General features: G+C 71.5%; 15 protein-coding genes. 5 read left to right on the top strand and 10 right to left on the bottom strand.

The window, feature by feature from the left end:
• Window positions 1–8 precede the first annotated feature (8 nt).
• From M4960_RS08785 to M4960_RS08770, 4 genes are all read left to right on the top strand, one after another.
• The gene (locus tag M4960_RS08785; protein WP_308222002.1) at window positions 9–1,430 is read left to right on the top strand and encodes a pyridoxal-dependent decarboxylase; all 1,422 of its coding nucleotides are present in this window, start codon (window positions 9–11) and stop codon (window positions 1,428–1,430) included.
• Window positions 1,427–2,803 (top strand): lysine N(6)-hydroxylase/L-ornithine N(5)-oxygenase family protein, encoded by a 1,377-nt coding sequence (locus tag M4960_RS08780; protein ID WP_248704052.1) that lies wholly within the window; start codon window positions 1,427–1,429, stop codon window positions 2,801–2,803. Before M4960_RS08785 ends, M4960_RS08780 begins: the two co-directional genes overlap by 4 nt.
• Complete coding sequence (locus M4960_RS08775) at window positions 2,800–5,190, top strand: GNAT family N-acetyltransferase (RefSeq protein WP_248704051.1); 2,391 nt, start codon at window positions 2,800–2,802, stop codon at window positions 5,188–5,190. The genes M4960_RS08780 and M4960_RS08775 overlap by 4 nt, the downstream gene beginning before the upstream one ends.
• Before the next feature lie 154 nt (window positions 5,191–5,344).
• Entirely contained in the window at window positions 5,345–5,917 is a 573-nt protein-coding gene (locus M4960_RS08770) for a hypothetical protein (RefSeq protein ID WP_248704050.1), read from the top strand.
• 16 nt (window positions 5,918–5,933) lie between these two features.
• Here M4960_RS08770 and M4960_RS08765 read toward each other — a convergent pair whose 3' ends face one another.
• The 10 genes from M4960_RS08765 to M4960_RS08720 form a co-directional block, all read right to left on the bottom strand.
• Window positions 5,934–6,569, bottom strand: coding sequence for a pyridoxal 5'-phosphate synthase (locus M4960_RS08765; RefSeq protein ID WP_131922731.1), 636 nt, complete (start codon window positions 6,567–6,569; stop codon window positions 5,934–5,936).
• Window positions 6,570–6,587: 18 nt separating this feature from the next.
• Entirely contained in the window at window positions 6,588–7,238 is a 651-nt protein-coding gene (locus M4960_RS08760) for an NUDIX hydrolase (protein ID WP_194671716.1), read from the bottom strand.
• On the bottom strand, window positions 7,235–8,815 hold the full coding sequence (locus M4960_RS08755; RefSeq protein WP_248704049.1) for a nicotinate phosphoribosyltransferase: 1,581 nt from the start codon (window positions 8,813–8,815) through the stop codon (window positions 7,235–7,237). Before M4960_RS08755 ends, M4960_RS08760 begins: the two co-directional genes overlap by 4 nt.
• Window positions 8,812–9,663: a phosphoribosyltransferase family protein gene (locus M4960_RS08750; RefSeq protein WP_248704048.1), complete on the bottom strand. Its 852-nt coding sequence runs from the start codon at window positions 9,661–9,663 to the stop codon at window positions 8,812–8,814. Before M4960_RS08750 ends, M4960_RS08755 begins: the two co-directional genes overlap by 4 nt.
• A gap of 24 nt (window positions 9,664–9,687) precedes the next feature.
• On the bottom strand, window positions 9,688–10,278 hold the full coding sequence (locus M4960_RS08745; protein ID WP_248704047.1) for a hypothetical protein: 591 nt from the start codon (window positions 10,276–10,278) through the stop codon (window positions 9,688–9,690).
• Between the two features lie 5 nt (window positions 10,279–10,283).
• Window positions 10,284–10,964 (bottom strand): hypothetical protein, encoded by a 681-nt coding sequence (locus M4960_RS08740; protein WP_248704046.1) that lies wholly within the window; start codon window positions 10,962–10,964, stop codon window positions 10,284–10,286.
• Entirely contained in the window at window positions 10,964–11,827 is an 864-nt protein-coding gene (locus tag M4960_RS08735; RefSeq protein WP_248704045.1) for a hypothetical protein, read from the bottom strand. Before M4960_RS08735 ends, M4960_RS08740 begins: the two co-directional genes overlap by 1 nt.
• A complete protein-coding gene (locus tag M4960_RS08730) occupies window positions 11,824–13,710 on the bottom strand; it encodes a putative T7SS-secreted protein (RefSeq protein WP_374202931.1) in 1,887 nt (628 codons plus the stop codon). Before M4960_RS08730 ends, M4960_RS08735 begins: the two co-directional genes overlap by 4 nt.
• 2 nt (window positions 13,711–13,712) lie before the next feature.
• Window positions 13,713–14,042: a DUF6507 family protein gene (locus tag M4960_RS08725; protein WP_123936922.1), complete on the bottom strand. Its 330-nt coding sequence runs from the start codon at window positions 14,040–14,042 to the stop codon at window positions 13,713–13,715.
• Between the two features lie 100 nt (window positions 14,043–14,142).
• A complete protein-coding gene (locus M4960_RS08720) occupies window positions 14,143–14,439 on the bottom strand; it encodes a WXG100 family type VII secretion target (RefSeq protein WP_071404660.1) in 297 nt (98 codons plus the stop codon).
• 107 nt (window positions 14,440–14,546) lie between these two features.
• Here M4960_RS08720 and M4960_RS08715 point away from each other — a divergent pair, with 107 nt between their 5' ends.
• Window positions 14,547–18,968, top strand: coding sequence for an FtsK/SpoIIIE domain-containing protein (locus tag M4960_RS08715; RefSeq protein WP_248704043.1), 4,422 nt, complete (start codon window positions 14,547–14,549; stop codon window positions 18,966–18,968).
• Window positions 18,969–18,994: the final 26 nt, after the last annotated feature.

The following is an 18,994-nucleotide window of genomic DNA, read 5'->3' as shown; positions in this document are numbered from 1 at the left end:
TACCTAACGTGACACCCATCGAACTGCTGACCACTGCCAACGCCGAGCGCTACCGGTCGACCGTCGGGTCGACGGTGGACCAGCTCGCCGACCGACTCGCCACCGTCGACCGCCCGACGACCGCGACTGCCCCGGACGCGCTGCACGACCGGGTGCGCGCGGTCGACCTGGACGCCGCTCCTGTCGGGCCGGAACAGGCGCTCGCCGAACTCGACGACCTGTTCGTCCGCGAGGCCGTGTGGTTCCACGACCCCGGCTACCTCGCGCACCTGAACTGCCCGGTCGCACTGCCCGCGGTCGCCGCCGAGTCCGTCCTCGCCGCGGTGAACCCGTCGGTCGACACCTGGGACCAGTCCCGCATCGGCACGGACATCGAACGCCACGTGGTCGACTGGCTGGCCCGCCGGGCTGGGTTCGCTGCCGGTGACGGAGTGTTCACCTCGGGTGGCTCGCAGTCCAACCTGCAGGCGCTGCTGCTGGCACGCGAAGCCGTCGGAGTCGCCGGCACCGTGTTCACGACGGCGGAGACCCACTTCAGCATCGCGAAGTCGGCACGCCTCCTCGGTCTCGAGGCCGTGGTCGACGTCGCTACCGACCACACCGGTCGGATGCAACCGGCAGCCCTCGCGGAGGCGATCGCCGCGACCCGGGCAGCGGGCCGTACCCCGATCGCGGTCGTCGCGACCGCCGGCACCACCGACCGCGGGGTCATCGACCCGATCGAGCCGATCGCCGACGTGTGTGATCTCGAGGACGTCTGGCTGCACGTCGACGCCGCGTACGGCTGCGGGCTGCTCGTCTCCCCGACGCGTCGGCACCTGCTCGCCGGCATCGAGCGGGCGCGCAGCGTGACGACCGATCTGCACAAGTCCTTCTTCCAGCCGGTGTCCTCGAGCGCGCTGCTCGTCCGTGACCCGGCCGACCTGCGCCGGACGGCCTGGTACGCCGACTACCTCAACCCCGAGGATGCCGCCGAGCCGAACCAGGTCGACAAGTCGCTGCAGACCACCCGCCGCTTCGACGCCCTGAAGCTCTGGGCGACGCTGCGCGCGACCGGGGCCGACGCGATCGGCACCGCGTTCGACGCCGTCATCGACCTCGCCGCCGTCACCCACCGGATCGTCGAGGAGCACCCCGACCTGGTGCTCGTCGCGCCGACGCAGCTCAGCACCGTGCTCTTCCGCTGGCAGCCGGCCGGGGTGACCGACGAGCAGGCCGACGCGCTCGTCGCCCCGATCCGTGCGGCGCTGCTCGCCGAGGGCCGGGTCCTCATCGCGAAGACCGTGATCGACGGCCGACCCTGCAACAAGTTGACGCTGCTCAACCCCGAGACCACCCCGGCGCAGATGCGCGCCTCGCTCGAGCACGTCGCCGCGACGGCGGAGCGCGTCCGAGCCGTCACCACCACCCCGGAAGGAGCGATCCGATGAGCCACGACGAACAGCCCGTCCACGACCTGATCGGCATCGGCATCGGCCCGTTCAACCTCGGCCTCGCCTGCCTCACCGACCCGCTCGACGACCTCGACGCGGTGTTCCTCGACGCCGCCGACGGCTTCGCCTGGCACCACGGCATGATGCTCGACGACGCCACGATCCAGGTGCCCTTCATGGCGGACCTGGTGACGATGGCCGACCCGACCTCGCCGTTCTCGTTCCTCGCGTGGCTCAAGGAGACCGGCCGCCTGTACCCGTTCTACATCCGCGAGGACTTCCACCCCCTGCGCAGCGAGTACGACGCCTACTGCCGGTGGACCGCCGACCGGCTCGACACGCTCCGGTGGGGCCGGTCCGTCACGGCGGTCGAGCACGACCCGGCGACGGACGTGTTCACGGTGCACGCCGAGACCGATCAGGGTCCCGAGACGTACCGCGCACGCCACGTCGTGGTCGGCATCGGCACGGAGCCGTCGGTCCCCGCGCCGCTGCGCGGGATCGCCGGACCGGTCATCCACTCCGCCGAGTTCCTGCCGAACCGCGATGCGCTCCGCGGTGCCGGCTCGATCGCGGTGGTCGGCAGCGGGCAGTCCGCCGCCGAGGTCTACCGCGAGCTGCTCGAGGACCTGCGCCAGGACGACTACCGGCTCGACTGGATCACCCGGTCGCCGCGGTTCTTCCCGATGGAGGACACGAAGCTCACGCTCGAGATGACGAGTCCGGAGTACACGGACCACTTCCACGGCCTGCCCGAGGATGCTCGCGACCGTCTCGGGCGCGAGCAGCGCGGGCTGTACAAGGGCATCAGTGCGGACCTGGTCGACGAGCTCTACGACCAGCTGTACCGGATCAGTGCTCGAGGCCCGATCCCGACGACCCTGCGCACCGAGACCAGTGTCGTCGACGCCGAGTGGCTCGCCGACCGGGGGACGTACCGGCTGACGCTCCGCCACGAGCAGCTCGGCGCGACGTACGACCACGAGGTCGAGCGGCTGGTCCTGGCGACCGGCTACACGCCGCGCACGCCGCGGTTCCTCGACCCCGTCGAGCACCTCGTCGCCCGTGACTCCCGTGGTCGCCTGGCCGTCGCGCGCGATCACCACGTCGACACCCTCGGCGGACGCATCTGGGTGCAGAACGCCGAGGAGCACACGCACGGCCTGACCGCGCCCGACCTCGGCATGGGCGCGTGGCGGAACGCGTCGATCATCCGGTCCGTCACGGGTCGCCCCGTGTACGGCCTGGAGGCCCGGATCGCCTTCCAGGAGTTCGGCCTGCCCGCCACGGACCAGTCCACCGCCGCTCCCGCCGGTGCGCACCGCGCGCCGGCCCGGCAGGCGACCGAGCGCACGGAGGTGCCCGCATGAGCGCGCACCTGACGGGTACCGACGTGACGGGTAGTGGACTGACCAGTGCGCCCGAGGCGACGGTGTCTGCCGGAGCTGCTCCGGGCCTCCTGGCCGTCGAACCCGTGGTCCCGGAACGCGACGCCGTCGTCGTCCAGTCGTGGCTCGCGCATCCGGCGTCGTCGTGGTGGGAGATGGGCGACCTCGACGTGGACGGCGTCCGGGACTACCTGACCGGCGTGCAGGCGGACCCGGCGCAGGCTACGTGGCTCGGCCGACGCGACGGTGAGCCGTGCTTCCTGGTCGAGACCTACGACCCCGCCGCCGTCCTGCTCACCGACGTGTGGGCGGCGGAGCCCGGCGACGTCGGCATGCACCTGCTCGTCGCACCGGTGCCCGCCGGCGGCCGCGTGCACGGACTGACGAGCGCCGTCATGCGCGCCGTCGTCGAGCACTGCCGCGACGTCCTCGGCGCGCGGCGGGTCGTCGTCGAGCCGGACGCGCGGAACACCGCGGTGCAGGCGAAGAACGCCGAGGTGGGCTTCCGCGCGCTGCGCCAGGTCGACGTCGACGGCAAGCGGGCACTGTTGTCGGTGCTCGACACCGACCGGATCGGCGTGCCCGACGACGACGGTCCGGCCGCGCACCTGCGACCCGAGCACCTGGAACCCGCCGAACGACACCTGGTGGCGAAGGCCATCGCCGAGTTCACCCACGAGCGGCTGATCGCACCCGTGCCGGACGGGGAGGGGTGGCGGCTCGACGCGGGGGACTCGACCTACCGGTTCCGGGCACGGCAGCACGTGCTCGAACACTGGTCGATCGACGAAGCCTCGCTGACGCGCACTCGCGCTGGGATGCCGGCGTCGCTCAGTGCGCAGGACCTCGTGCTCGAACTGCACGAGGTGCTCGGGATCCCCGACGAGCTGCTCGGCACGTACCTGGAGGAGATCGCGTCGACCCTGGCGAGCGCCGCTGCGAAGCACCGGCGGGGCGGCCCATCCGCCGCGCAGCTCGCTCGTGGGCGGGCGGGCGGTTCCGTCGAGGCTGCCGTCGCCTCGTTCCAGGACGTCGAGGCGGCGATGACCGAGGGCCACCCGGCGTTCGTCGCCGCGAACGGGCGGATCGGGTTCGGGCTCGACGAGTACCGGGCCTTCGCGCCGGAGGTCGGCGGCCGGTTCCGGTACCGGTGGCTCGCCGCCCGACGGGAGCACACGCACCTGGCGCTCGCCGCGGACCGGACCGAGCGCGACCACTGGGCGGCCGAGCTCGACCCGCAGACCATCGCCGGGTTCCGCGCCACGCTGGAACGTCGGGGCCTCGACCCCGACGACTACGTGTGGATCCCCGTGCACCCCTGGCAGTGGCAGCACCGGATCGCCGTGACGTTCGCACCCGACCTGGGGCAGCAGGACCTCGTCGACCTCGGCGAGGGGCCGGACGAGTACCAGCCGCAGCAGTCGATCCGTACCGCATTCGACCGCTCGGACCCGACGCGCTCGTACGTCAAGACGGCGCTCGCCGTGCAGAACATGGGGTTCCTGCGCGGGATGTCGCCCGCGTACATGCGGAACACTCCGGCGGTGAACGACTGGGTCGAGTCGATCGTCAGCGCCGACCCGACGCTGACTGCCGCCGGCTTCTCGGTGCTCCGGGAGCACGCCGCCATCGGCTACACCGGCGACGCGTACCACCGGGTCGACGTGTCGTCGCCGCAGCGCAAGATGCTCGCGGCCCTGTGGCGGGAGAGCCCGCTGCCACGGGTGACGGACGGCGAGCGGCTGCTGACGATGGCGGCGCTGCTGCACCGGGACGCCTCGGGGAACGCCGTCGTGTCGGCGCTGATCGAGGCATCGGGGCTGCCTGCCGACGAGTGGGTGCGGCGCTGGCTCGACGCCTACCTGTTGCCCGTCGTGCACTGCCTGACCGTGCACGACCTGGTGTTCATGCCGCACGGCGAGAACCTCGTGCTCGTCGTCCGCGACGGCGCCGTTGTCCGTGCCGTCATGAAGGACATCGGGGAAGAGGCAGCGGTGCTCGGGCGCCACGACGATCGTCCCGTGCCCGCCGACATCGACCGGATCGTGCACCCGGTGTCCGACGACGAAGCGGCCCTCGCGGTGTTCACCGACGTGTTCGACGGGGTGCTGCGGTTCGTCGCGGCGATCCTCGACGACGACGGAGTGCTGCCGGAAGGCCGGTTCTGGGAGGTCGTAGGGGAGTGCATCGACGCGCACGCCGCCGCGCACCCGGACCGCCGCCGGCCGTTGGACCTGCGGGTGCCGACGTTCGAGCACTCCTGCCTGAACCGGTTGCAGCTGCGGAACACCCTGTCGATGGTCGACCTGGCGGACCAGTCGTCGTCGCTCATCCGGGCGGGGGCGATGGCGAACCCGATCGGACGGTAGCGCGGTTCCGTTCCGCGCTCGCTCTGCGTCGGCAGGTGCGTCGGCGTCACGTCGGCCGGTTCCGCTCCCACTCGCACAACCAAAGTGCGCTCGCGCCGCGGAATCCCGCGGTTCGAGTGCACTTTGGTTGTGCGGGGTGCGGGAGACTGGACGGGTGCAGACGGGCGGGGGCGGCGCGACGGGTGAGGTCACGGTCGACATCGGGGACGTCGTCGACGCGGATCAGACCTGGCGCCGTGCATTCCGACCAGTCAGGCGCATCCGAGGCGCCGGACTGTTGCTCGGCGGGGCGGTCCTTGTCGGGGGAGTCGCCGTCGCGGACCAGCCGAGAGACCGCGGTACCGCAGTGGTCCTGGTCGGCACGGTGCTGGTTGCCGCGGGGCTCATCGCCCTCGGGTACCTGGTCACGCGACGCCGGCTCCGGCTGGCCCGGGCCGCGCGGTCGACGGCCGTCGATGCCGGTGTCGCTCGTGTCCTGACGCAGGCACGGGCTGCTGGCGTTCCCGAACTCGACCCGGCCAGCGTTCGGCGCGCGCTGGTCGAGAGCGACAACGGACCGGGGCCCTGGTACGACCCGAAGCTCGGTCCGCACACATGGCCGGTGTGGCGCGTGCGGACCACCGACCCCACGGCGACGGTGTTCGTGGTGGCCAGGAAGTCCGACGACGCCCGGTCGCTGACGATCACCGTCGAGTCCGCGAAGCCGTCGTGGTGGCAGCGGGACTGACCGGGAGCGGACTCGACTACGGCTGCAGGCGGGTGGCCGACCAGGCGCCGTCGGCGAGCACGTACTGCAGGCGGCGGTGCATCCGGTCGCGGCTGCCGTGCCAGAACTCCACCACGTCGGGCTCGAGCCGCCACGCGACCCACCCAGCCGGCCGTGGCACGGCGTCGTCGGACTCGTCGAGCAGCACGTTCGCGTCGTCGATCAGGTCCTGTAACGTCCGCGGTTCGAGCACGGCGGACTGGTCGGCGATGGCGGTGGCGGCGCGGGACTTCGGCGAGCGGTCGGCGAACAGCGCGTCGGATTCGTCGTCGGACAGCTGCACGGCCCGGCCCTCGAACCGGAGCTGCTGCATGGTCTCGCGCCAGTAGACCTGGAGTGCCGCGTGTGGGTTGTCGGCGAGCTGACGACCCTTCGGGCTCAGCGTCGAGGTGCCGAACACGAGCCCGCGGTCGTCGAGCCGCTTCACGTCGACCGTGCGGGCAGACACTCGGCCGTCCACACCTGCCGTGGCGAGGGTCATCGACTTCGGCTCGGAGACGTCGCGTTCGTCCGCGGCATCCAGCCACTGCTGCGCGAGGTCGAGCGGCGACGCCGGGGGTGCGTCGAACTCGGGCAGGTGCAGGGAGTCGTCACCGGACAGGGAGGAGGACATGGGTCCACCCAACCGTGCTCAGTCCTGCCACGTCCAGGCTGCCGGGGGACGCCCGCCCCGGGGTCCCGCACTCGCTGGGAGGTCGACCCGGGCAAGCGCGGTGTTCGTACGGAGCGTCCGGTTGAGGTTGCCCGGGTCCGGTGTGGTCCCCGTCAGGGCGATCCGCAGCCGAGCGGCGTCCGCCGTGGTGAACGGATCGCCGAGCAGCGCTCGTGTGAACGGCAGGTCAGACCAGAGGAGGACCCGTGCGCGCTCGAGCGCCGAGTCGACGATCCGGTCGTGGTCGAACGGCAGTCCGAGCGGCAGCGCGCCGACCTCGTGCCACGTTGCGTCGGCGTGCGCTGCCGGGTCGATGACCGCGAGGAACGCGATGCTGATCGCGGAGCTCCGTGGATCGCGGTCGGGTCCGTCGAACGCGCCGACCTGCGCGAGGTGGCGCACCGCTGCCGGGCCGACGCCGGTCTTGGTCCGCAGGGCGCGCCGCGCACCGTCGGCGAGGATCTCGGTGCCGTCGAGGAGCACGCCGGGGAGCGCTTCCTGTCCGGCGTACGGTGCGTACGCCCGACGCGCGGTGGCGACCCGTAGACCGTCCGTCGTCACGAAGGACACCGGGACGACGTCGATCGCGATGAGCGGTTGGTCGCGGATCGCCGCTGCGGCATCGGTCACGCGGTGGCCCCCCGGCGGGTGGCACGAGCCGAACGCTCGTCGCGGAGCGTCTTGCGGACGTCGGCGAAGGACTGGAGGCGCGTGAAGCGGCCGTCGACCCACACCGGCTGGAGCAGGCTGGTCGCCTCGTCGTCGGCCGTGGCCTGGTCCGTCTGCCGGATCTCGCCGGTCTCGTCGCGGTGCAGGGCGATGCGGCCCTTCGCGCTCTTCTTGCCGCTGCCGGTCTTCGGGTCCTTCTGGATGTCGACGGGCTCGCCGTCGACGAGTGCCCATGTGGCCTTGACCGCGCTGCCGAGGTTGTCGCGGGTCATGTACTGGTACGTGTACGACCCGATGCCGAGCACGATGTTGTCGCTCGAGTACCCCTTGGCGGCCAGGCGCTCGTAGATGCGACGGGCACGATCGAGCGTGATGCTGTCGCCGTAGATGACGCCGATGTGCTGGTCGAGGACCTTGAAGCCCTGCTCGTTCACGGTGTGCCCGAAGATCTCGTCGAGCAGTTCGACGACGCCCTTCTGCTCGTGGCTGCGGTCGGCGGCGAACAGTTCCGCCTCGTCGACACCGTGCACGGTGCCGGTGACGATGTCGACCGGGTCGCCCGAGTCGGGTCGGATGACGAGCTTGCCGTCACGACCGGTGATGCGGTCCTTGAGCTGCGGCAGGGTCTCGGTGATGACCTTGAACAGGTCGAAGCCGTCGCTGACCGCCGAGACGATGCCCGTCGGGTACACGTCGAGGATCTGCTCGAAGGTCGCCAGCTCGCCGTCGGCGCCGCGGACGCACATCACGCTGTGCTCGGTGGCGGGCACGCTCGCGGCCACCCAACCGTTGTCGCCCGGGTAGTAGCGGTCGATGAAGTCGAGCGACGGCATCGAGTCAGTGCCGAGGAACGAGAGCAGGTGGCCCGCGCCACCCGCTGCGGCAGACTCGATGCTCGACTGCCCACGGAACGAGAAGTCGTGCGCGGCGAAGTCGATGCCGGCCGGGACCGCGCCGGTGCGGGCGGCCCAGTCCTCCATCAGGTCGCGGTACTCGAGCGCCTTCGTCGCGACCGTCGACGGGTGCCAGATCGACGCCGACAGGGCGGTCTCGATGTAGTTGGGCAGCCAGTAGAACTCGTCGATCGTGTTCTCGACGGTCAGGGTCGCGACGCCGATCGGTGCGAGGGTGCCCTCGGGCAGCGCACGGATCTCGAGGGGCAGGTAGCCGAGGCGGTGGAGGGCCCGGACGTGGTCGGTGCCGATGTGGTTCGGGCCGAAGTAGCTCTGCAGTGCTTCATCGAAGAGCCGGACGACCTCGTCTTCGTCCGCCGCGAAGAACGGTGCCCAGGCCTCGACGAGCGAGCGCTGGATGAACGCCTGCAGCCCGAAGACCACGGCGTGCGTCGACTCGGGCATGTGCGCGTTCGACCGGTTCGTCCAGTTGATCAGGATGCGGGTGGTGCCGGCCGGGTAGACCTGCCGGTGCGAGTGCTTGTAACCGTCGACGGCCAGCAGCGGCGCGATCGGGCTCGCCGTGGTGATGCGCGGCTCGATCCCGGTGCCCGTACTGGTCGTGGTGCTCGTGGTCTGCGTCATCGGATCTGCTCCGTCAGGTAGGGGGTGAGTGCGATCGTGCGCAGGCCGTCGATGGCGTTCTGCGCCGGGTACGAGTCGGTGGTGACGATCTCGCCGAAGTGGTCGGCGAGCTGTGCTGCCCGGCCGGAGAAGACGCCGTGCGAGACCCAGAGGCCGAGGCGTTCCTTGGGCAGGCCCGTCGAGCCCGCGAGCCCCATGAACGTGCCGCCGCCGTCGCAGATGTCGTCGACCACCAGGAATCGGCCGGTGTCGGGCAGGGGTTCGCAGGTGAAGCCGTCGAGCTTGCCGGTGTCGGGGTTGCGGTGCTTCTCGGCCCGGTAGAGCGGCAGCCCGCACGCCTCGGCGACCGCGGTTGCACGGGGGACCGCGCCCTTGTCCGGAGCGATGATGCCGGTGTACGGGGCGCCGCCGTCGTGCTCGGGTGCGCCGACCACGGCGTCACGGACGACCTGCTCGCTCGTGACGACGGTCAGGTTGTCGACCAGGCCGACGATGACCGGCGAGTGCGGGTCGAACGCGATGACCTGGTCGAGGTGGAAGCCGTTGAGGACATCCGCGTAGACCTTCGCGCCGAACGGCAAGCCGCGGTCCTGCCGGGCTCCGGGCAGGTAGGGGACGAGGGCGACGGACCTCGATCCGCGCTGCCGCACGGCGTCCGCCCACATGCCGAGCATGATCAGGTCGTCGCCGCTCGTGCCGCGCAGGGTCGCGATCTCGGTGAGTCCCCCCGGCTCGGCGGTGTCGTTCGCGACCTTGACGTGGGCTTCACCGGCGGGGAACCGCATGGTGGAGAACGTCGGTGTCGTCTGGTTGCCCTGGGCGTCCCAGGTGCTGAGTTCGACTGCCATGGCTCGACCGTACCACGGTATTTGTCAGGAGGACAAGAACGCAGCCTCGATCGCTGCCCGCGCTCCAGCCCGCCACGGCCGCGGCAGCCCTCCGGGACGTTCCACCACGAAGATCGCCGGGTGCGGGCGGTCGCCGAGGGCGTGTCTGATCGCCGCAGCCGTCACCCGGGGGTCTCGGGCCAGCACCACGGGGAGCGACCACCGACCCGAACGGAGCATGAGCGACCGCCCGGGCGAGACGGTGTCGGCGGTGATCGCGGCCCAGAGGCCGGCGGTCGTCCCGAGCGGAGTCGGCGTCACGGACCGGAGCGTGGCGAGCACCGGCGGCCGAGGAGGCGGGAGGAACTCCGTACCGGCGCGGGACGGGCCCGCCGGGTCGATGACGAACCGTACCGAGCCCGTGGCTTCGCGCTGGCGGAGCGTGTCGCTGGAGATGCACTGCGTCCCGGCACCGAAGTCGGTCGGACGGTCGGTCGGATCGCTGTAGGCCCAGTGCACCGCGGCACCGTGGTCGAGCTGCTCCCGTTCTGGTCGGCCGCGCGAGTCGACGACCACGTGCAGTTCTACCGGGACGCCGACCCGCTGGACCACGACCGCCGGGTGTCCACGGTGCATCGGGCTCAGTGCCGTTCGACGTGCGTGAGCGGCGGCTGCTGACGCACCCACGTGGCGTGCTCGACGGGGAGCTCGTCGATCCAGGCGGTGATGACCGGCACCGGCACGTCGTGCGCGCGTGCGACCTCGAACACGATCTCGGAGAAGGCGAACGCGGCGTCACGGTCCGCCGTCGCCACCACGACCATCAGGTCCTCGGGCACGATGTCGACGCCGTGGCGGAACAGCCACACGCGGACCACGCCAGGCGTGAGCGGGGCTCGTTCGGCGAGCGCGTCGGAGAACCCCTGGGACGCGGACGGTGCCGGGCGGAGCGTGACCTCGGCTCCGTCGGGGAACGGACCACCCGCGGCGATGACCGTCTGCTTCTCATCGGGCTGCACGACCTGCGGGTAGGGCTGGTCGATGTCGAGCACGAGACCCCAGTCAGCGGGCAGGCCGGCGACCAGACGTGACATCGGCAGTGACAGCGGCGTCGCGGCGACCCCGGCCGGGATGCGGGCGACGGCCGCTGCGGGATCGGTGAAGGCCAGCGCGAGGGGGCTGCCCTCGGGGCTGACGACGCCGAGTGGGATTCCCTGCTCGTCGTGTCGGAGCGCGACGACCTCGGCAGCTGCGAACGCGAACCGCGAGCGCACCATCAGGGCGCGTCGCTGTGCGGAGGTGAGGTTCGTGGTGGTGCTCATCAGGAGAAGATCCTCGCGAACAGGCTCGGTCGTGCCGCCGACGGGGGTGTGAACACGAGCGCGAACGTCGGGTGCAGCGGGTCGCCGGGGTGGGGGATGTCGCGGATGATCGCGTACCCGTCGGAGAGTACCTCTGACTGGACGCCCTGCGGGAACACGAACCGGGCGAGCAGTTCGGCCCAGTCGTCGGCTCCGCGGATCTCGGTGCCCCACGTCGGGCGGACGACACCGGACAGCGTCGTGTACGCGCCGAGGTCGGGACGGACGTCGTACCCGAGATCGCCGATCGTGCGGACGATCGGAGCGAGTCTGCCCCAACCCTGTTCGTACGGGCCGGTCGACGGCACGGTGTACGTTCCGCGGGCATCGGCCGGCAGGGGTTCCACGGTCTTCTCGATGCGGGACACCGTCGTCGGCACCACCCCGGGTTCGTGGCGGTCGATCGCTGCTCGGTCCGGGCTCAACGTCGTGCGGAAGCGGCGCGGTTCGTACTCGTTCCGCCAGCCGTCCTCGATGTTCGCGTCGGTCCGGCGGTCGACGGCGAACGATGCGACGTGGAACGAGTCCGGCAGGGCCACCGACTCGAGGACCGCGGGTGCGGAAGCCGTGTGGACGAGCGCCGCGCGCGGGACGACGACCTGTCGCCCGCGTTCGAACAGCGTGCCGTCGAGGTCCTCGACCTCGTGGCCATCGTCCGACAGGGCGTTGAGCAGTCGCAGGCTCGCGCCGTACTCCGGCCACAGTGGGTCGACGGTGTCGGTGATGGTCCACCGGCCGTCCGCGGCGCGCTCGGGCAGGGCGTTCCAGGACGGTGAACGGTCCAGGAGCTCGTGACCCGCCCGGGTGACGCCGCTGCGGGTCACCGCAGTCGGTCCTGGACGGACTGCGTCGCCTCGCTGATGTCCCACGGCGCCGTCACGATGCCCGCCGCGACGGCCGGCCCGCGCGAGCCGAGGTCGTGCAGCGCGTTCGCGTACTGGTTCGTCGTGAGGACCCCCGGCTGTGGACTCCGCGTGGCCGGGTCCATCAGCACCTGGTTCATCCCGTCGGGGACGACGTTCCCCGCCTGGTCGACCGGGCTGAGCACGCCGGTGTTCACCAGGTCGCTCGTCGACTTGTCCGTGAAGAGCTGGTGCTGCCCGCCACCGCCGAACTGGGTGTTCGCCTGCGCGGTGCCCTCGGCGTGCGGCAGCGGTTGGTTCACCAGGTAGCTGTCGCCGGTGTTGCGGTAGTCGGGGTGCGTCGAAGCTCCTGCCGGGACGCCGTCGTGACCGGCGTGGGACTGCACGCCCACCTGCACGGACTCGCTGTAGTTCGAGGCGCTGCCGCCGGCGTGCATGGTGCCGTCGGGGACGTAGAAGTTGCCGTGGCCAGGACCGCTGATCTGGAGCGTCTGCCCGACGAGCGAGTCGGCGTCGCCGTTCGCCCAGCGGTCGACACCGAGGTAGCCGCTCTGGAAGCCGCCCTTGCCGCCCTGCCAGTGCCGCGCGAGCTCGGCGAGGGAGGACCCGCCGTTGTCCCAGTACGCCTGCGTGGCCTTGTTCGCGATCTCCGGCATCGACCGGACCGAGGCGATGAAGCCGTCGCCCGGACGTCGGAGCGCACCGACCGCCGCGGAACCGCCGTGCACGGCGAGGGCGCGGAGCGACTCGACCGAGCGGAGGGCTGCACCGTGGCGCAGGTTGTTGACGAGGTGCAGACCCGGCGCGAACAGCTGTCGGCTCTCCGAGGCGACGTGTCGACCGGCCGAGCTGAACTTGGCAGCGAGTGAGGCGCCCTTCGCGAACTCCTCGCCGATCTTCGCCGCGGTGGTGATCCCCTTCATCCCCGGGATGCAGTCGAGCAGCGCGAAGGCGAGGTCCCACCCATCGGCGGTGCCCTTCGACATCTTGTACAGGGTGTCGGCGAGGACGAGCAGGGCTGCGCCGAGCACGATCCAGGCGAGTGGCCCGCCGATGATCATGACGATGATGCCGCCCACGGCGACGACGACCTTCGCGATGGAGACGATGGTCTCCCACGCCTCGGACCCGAAGATCTTGTCCCACGTGGACTGCTTCCCGAGGCCCGCGTCGGCTGCTTCACCGATCTTCGTCGCGGTCCGCTGCTCGGCGTCCTGCCAGTCACCCTTCGCATCCGCGACGAGCCGCTTCGCTGCGTCGATCCGGGACTGCGCCGCCGCGATGTCGCCCTGCGCGGACGACACGGACCCCTGCGCGACGGAGGCGTTGTCGGACGCCGCCCGCAGCTGCGCCGGCGAGGGTACGTCCACCCCGTCGGGCACCTCGGAGCCGGCCGGGTACTCGTCCGCGACTTTCGACAGGTCGGACGACGCCGATTGGTAGTGCGACAGGTTCGACTGCGCGTCGGAGAGCCGGTCCTGCGCCGCGGCGAGGTCCCCGGAGGCGTCCTTCGCGTCCGCGAGCGCACCGTCGGCCCGGTACTGGGTGTCATCGACCGTGTCCGCCCACCCCGACAACGCGGTCGCGGCGAGTTCGTAGGAGTCGACGAGCTTGGTCAGGTCCGAGGGGGTGTCCTCGATCGCATCGACGAACACGTCGGCGGCTTCACCCTCCCAGTCGGTCAGCCACCCCGACCCCTTGACCGACTTCAGCCGGGTCGAGGCGTCATCGGCCGCGTCGGAGATGCGCTGGTACTCCCGCGACATCATCCGCAACGTCGACGGATCCCCCTTGACCGGGTCATCACCCTGATCGACGACATCCCACCCCGACGGCCGCCCCATGACTACTCCGCCCTCGAGGCAGCGGGTCCGCCGCCGCCGTTCTCGTCGTTGACCTGCAGTGCCTGGGCGAGCTGCTCGTCGGTCTCGGTGTAGGTCTCGACGGACGCGCTGAGCATGTCCGCCAGCGCCTTCGTCGAGTCGCTGATCTTGTCGCGCTTGTCACCCCAACGGTGGTCGAAGTCGTGCAGGGCGTCCTGCACGGTGCCCGAGCCGATCTCGTCGTCGGACGCATCGACGCGCTTGTGCGCCTGTTCGAGCGTGCTGTGCACGGTCGACAGGTCGGTCTGGAGCTCCCCGAGCCCCATCAGGTCAACGAGCAGTCTCGAAGCCACGGAACAATCCCTCCCCGATCACGAACCGGAAGCCACCGCCACCGGAACCGCGTCGACCCCGTGCCCCACGCGATCGCGGGACACGGGGTCGTCAGCGGTGTCAGCCCTTGAGGCCGGAAGCGAGCGACTCGTCCGTCTCGGACAGGGTCTGCGACGCCTTCGACAGGAACGTCGACAGGCCCTCGAGCCCCTGGACGGTCTGGGTCACGCCACGGTTGAACTCGTCGTAGGACTCGCCGAACGCGACGGACGACTTGTCGGTGACGTAGCCGTCGGAGATGAGCTGCTGGATCTTGCGCTGCAGGGCGGAGAGACGGTCTTCGATGTCCGCCTGACCCGCCTTGAGGTCGGAGGCTGCTGCCTCGAGGTCTGCGTACGAGACGTTGATGTTCGCCACGGTGTGACTCCCTTTCCCCGGAGTTTCGTCATGTCCCCCCAACGGGGCGTGTTGCAGGGGACACTACCATCGTCCTGCGACATGTAGTCAATGCTACGGGGGATGCCATGACCTTCACGTTCACGATGGTCGACCGCGAGAGCGGTCAGACCGCCAACGTCTACGTCGACGGGGACGACACCCGTGCGGTCGGCGAGCTCGTCGCCGAGGCCGAACGCCTCATCGCGACGGACGTCGTGGCCTCCGGACGGACCCCGGCGTACTTCGTCGGCGAGCAGCCGCTCGACCTGGCGGCGACGGTCGCCGAGTCCGGTGTGCGCGAGGGAGTGGTCGTGGCCCGCAGCCTCGAGCAGGTGCCGCCGCAGCCGCTCCGTCCGCTGACCGACGCCGAGATCCGGATCGTCTCGGGCCTGCACGCCGGCACCATCGTGCGGGTGGGCACCGGCACGGTGACGATCGGCACGGCGACGAACGCCACGGTGCGCATCCCGGTGAGCACCACCGCCGAGGTCGAGGCCGAGGCCACCGGGGCCGACACCGTCCCGGAGGTCGCCCTGCTCGTGTCGGTCACGGCCGACGGCGCGAAGGTCCGTCCGGCGAACGGCTTCGCCGGGGCAGTGCTCGACGGTGCTGCCGTCACCGAGGAGACCGACTGGCCGGAGACCGCGCAGCTGGCGATCGGCGGGGTCCTGCTCGGCTTCGGTCGGGCGCCGGACCGTGGGGCGCACCTGTCCCTGGCCGACGACGGCATGTCGCTCGAGTACAACCGCCCGCCGCGCATCCTGCCGCCCGACGAGCACACCCGCTACCAGCTGCCGGCACCGCCGACCGAACCCCCGGCGCGGGCGCTGCCCATCCTGATGGCGCTGGCGCCGATGGGCATGGCCGTGATGTTCGTGTCGACCACCGGTCGCTGGATCTACCTGCTCATCGCCCTGCTGTCACCGATCCTGATGATCATCACGGGCCTCCAGGGCCGCCGGCAGGGCAAGAAGACGTACCGCCAGCGGATCGTGGAGTACGAGGACACCAAGGCGCGCATCGAGGCGGACGCGACCGAGAGCCTCCAGTCCGAACGTGCGCGCTGGATCGCGAGCGCCCCGGATCCGGCCGCCGTCTACGAGACGGCGGTCACGCCGCTGCCACGCCTGTGGGAGCGGCGCCGGACGGACCCCGACCACCTGCTCGTCCGTGTCGGCACGGCGACGCAGCGGTCCGAGGTGACCATCGAGGACCCGGAACAGCTGTCGCACAAGCGGACCGTCGCGTGGGACGCGACCGACGTGCCGGTCCGGATCCGTCTGGCGGAGCGTGGCGTGATCGGCATCGCCGGTCCGGACGACGACGCCCGACGGCTGGCGAACTGGGTGGTCGCGCAGCTCGCGACGCTGCAGAGCCCGAAGGACGTCACCTTCACGCTGCTCACCGACACCACCCGGACCGCGCTGTGGGAGTGGATGTCCTGGTTGCCGCACGTCCGCCGCGACGGCGCCGACCAGCCGATGACGAGCATCGCCTCGAACGCCGCGACGACCGCGCGGGCCATCGCCGAGCTCGCGGCGGTCATCGACGCCCGGAAGGAAGCCGGCATCGGCAAGAAGACGCCGCCGGCCGACGAGATCGTGGTCGTGATGGACGGCGCCCGACGCCTGCGTGCGATGCCGTCGCTCGTGCAGGTGCTGAAGGAGGGGCCGTCGGTCGGGGTGTTCAGCATCTGCCTCGACCTGGACGAGCGGCTCCTGCCCGAGGAGTGCGACGCCGTGGTCGTGGTCCGCGACGACCGGATCCGGGTCACGCAGCAGCGCAGCGAGCGGATCGACGATGCCCGACCCGACTTGGTCGACCAGGACTGGCTCGAGTGGGTCGCCCGGTCGCTGTCGCCGATCGTCGACGCCAGCCCGGACGTGCAGGACGGCGCCATCCCGTCGTCGGCGCGGCTGCTCGACGTCCTCCAGCTCGAACCGCCGACGTCCGAGGCCGTGCAGGCCCGGTGGCTGCTCGGCGGACGCAGCACGACCGCCGTCATCGGCGCCTCGATCGACGGGCCGTTCGCGATCGACCTGCGGAACGACGGTCCGCACGGACTCGTCGCAGGCACGACCGGTTCCGGCAAGTCCGAGTTGCTGCAGACGATCGTCGCGTCGCTCGCCGTCGCGAACCGGCCGGACGAGATGAACTTCGTGCTCGTCGACTACAAGGGCGGTGCGGCGTTCAAGGACTGCGTCGACCTGCCGCACACGGTCGGCATGGTCACCGACCTCGACACCCACCAGGTGGAGCGGGCGCTGGAGTCGCTCGGCGCAGAACTGCGCACCCGCGAGCACGCCCTGGCGGAGGTCGGCGCGAAGGACCTGGAGGACTACCAGGACCTGCAGGCGAAGCGCGCGGCGTCGGGCGACGCGATCCCGAGCCTGCCGCGGCTGCTCATCGTCATCGACGAGTTCGCCTCGCTCGCCCGCGAGCTCCCGGACTTCGTCAAGGGCCTGGTGAACATCGCCCAGCGCGGTCGGTCGCTCGGCATCCACCTCGTGCTCGCCACACAGCGCCCCGGCGGTGTCGTGTCGCCCGAGATCCGCGCCAACACGAACCTGCGGATCGCGTTGCGCGTCACCGACCAGTCGGAGAGCCAGGACGTCATCGGCGCGAACGACGCCGCGCGGATCGCGAAGACGACGCCCGGTCGCGCGTACGTGCGGCTCGGCGCGGCCTCGTTGCTGCCCTTCCAGTCCGGTCGGGTGGGCGGGCGTCGGCCCGGCACGGACGACCAGGAGGCCCGGCCCGCCCTGGTCCGCGAACTCACCTTCGCCTCGTACAGCGAACCAGCCCCCCGCCCGGCAGCCGTCGAGGCCGCCGCCAGCGACGTGGAGGTCACCGACCTGAGCGTCCTCGTCGCGTCGATCGGCGACGCCACCCGCGCCCTCGGCACCCCCGAGCAGCGGAAGCCCTGGCTGCCGCCGCTCGGCGCGGTCGTCGGACTCGACGACGTCGAAGCCGCCGGTGCCGCGGGCGCCGCCGAGCTGCCGCCGCTCGCCGTGGCCTGGGGCGTCGAGGACCACCCCGCCGACCAGCAGCAGCGCCCCGCCGTGTTCGACCTCGACGCCGACGGCCACCTGTTCGTCATCGGGTCGCCGCGCTCCGGCCGCAGCCAGACGCTCCGCACCCTGGCCGGTGCGATGGCCCTGCGCCTCGGCGTCGGTGACGTGCACATGTACGGGATCGACTGCGGCAACGGCGCCCTGCTCGCGCTCGGGGCCCTGCCGCACTGCGGTGCCGTGGTGCAGCGGCACGAGCCCGACCGGGTCTCGCGGTTGCTCGGCATCCTGCTCCGCACCGTGCAGGAGCGCCAGGCGGCCTTCGCGAGCGGCGGGTACTCGTCCATCGCCGAGCAGCGGTCCGACGAGCACACCACCCCGCTGCCGCACGTCGTCGTGTTCCTGGACCAGTGGGAGAGCTTCATGGCGACCCTGGCCGACGCCGAGAACGGTGCGCTGCACGACGCCGTCCAGACGCTGCTGCGCGAGGGCGTCGGCGTCGGCGTGCACCTGATCGTCTCCGGGGACCGCACGCTGACCTCCGGCCGGATGTCGAGCCAGGTGGAGCGGAAGCTGCTGCTCGCCCTGGCCGACCGCGGCGACTACAACTACGAGGGCATCAACGGCAAGAAGCTGCCGGAGTCGATCCCGCCCGGCCGCGGCTTCCGGAACGCCACTGCGACGGAGACCCAGGTCGCCGTGCTGCCCGGCGGCCTCGGCGGACGCGACCAGGCGGCGGCGATCCGCGGCATCGGCGACGAGGTCCGCGCCCACGTCCCCGCGACCGTGCCGAAGCCGTTCCGGATCGACGTGCTGCCGCGGTCCATCACGTTCGAGGAGGCCGTGCGGTACCTGCCCTCGGCGGACGCCTCGGTCGGCCGGGTCGCGCTCGGCGTCGGCGGCGACGAGCTCCGGCTCTTCACCCACGATTTCGTGCAGGACACCCCGGTGTTCATCGTCGCCGGCAGCCCGCGCTCCGGCAAGAGCACCGCGCTCGTCGCGATGGCCCGGCACGTCCTGTCCGCGGGTGGGTCGGTCGTCGCAGTCACGCCGCGGGACTCCCCGCTCCGGGCACTCGAGGGTGCACCGCGCGCGACCGTGGTCACCGACGGCGGGATCGGGGCCGAGGGCCTCTCCGCCGCGATCGACACCGGCTCGGACGGCTTCACGCTCGTGCTCGTCGACGACGCCGAGGCGCTCAAGGAGACCCCGGCCGAACCGGTGTTCCGGGCGGTCATGGACTCCGACCGGGGTCGTTCGGTCGGGCTGGTCATCGCCGGCGACGTCGAGGGCGTCGCGAGCGGGTTCCGTGGATGGCAGGTCGACGCGAAGAAGGCCCGTCGCGGGATGCTGCTCGCGCCGCTCAGCACCATCGACGGCGACCTGATCGGCACGAAGCTGTCGAAGAGCCTGGTGACGCAGGACCGGGTGCCGGGTCGGGCACTGCTCAACGACGCCGACCAGGCGCTGCGGCTGGTGCAGGTACCCGCCGACTGACGGGGACGGCGCGAGGTCGCGCGCCG

The organism is Curtobacterium sp. MWU13-2055, from assembly GCF_023242305.1.
Classification (GTDB): domain Bacteria; phylum Actinomycetota; class Actinomycetes; order Actinomycetales; family Microbacteriaceae; genus Curtobacterium.
The sequence above is the reverse complement of the archived record's forward strand: the minus strand, read 5'-3'. Positions and strand labels throughout refer to the sequence as shown.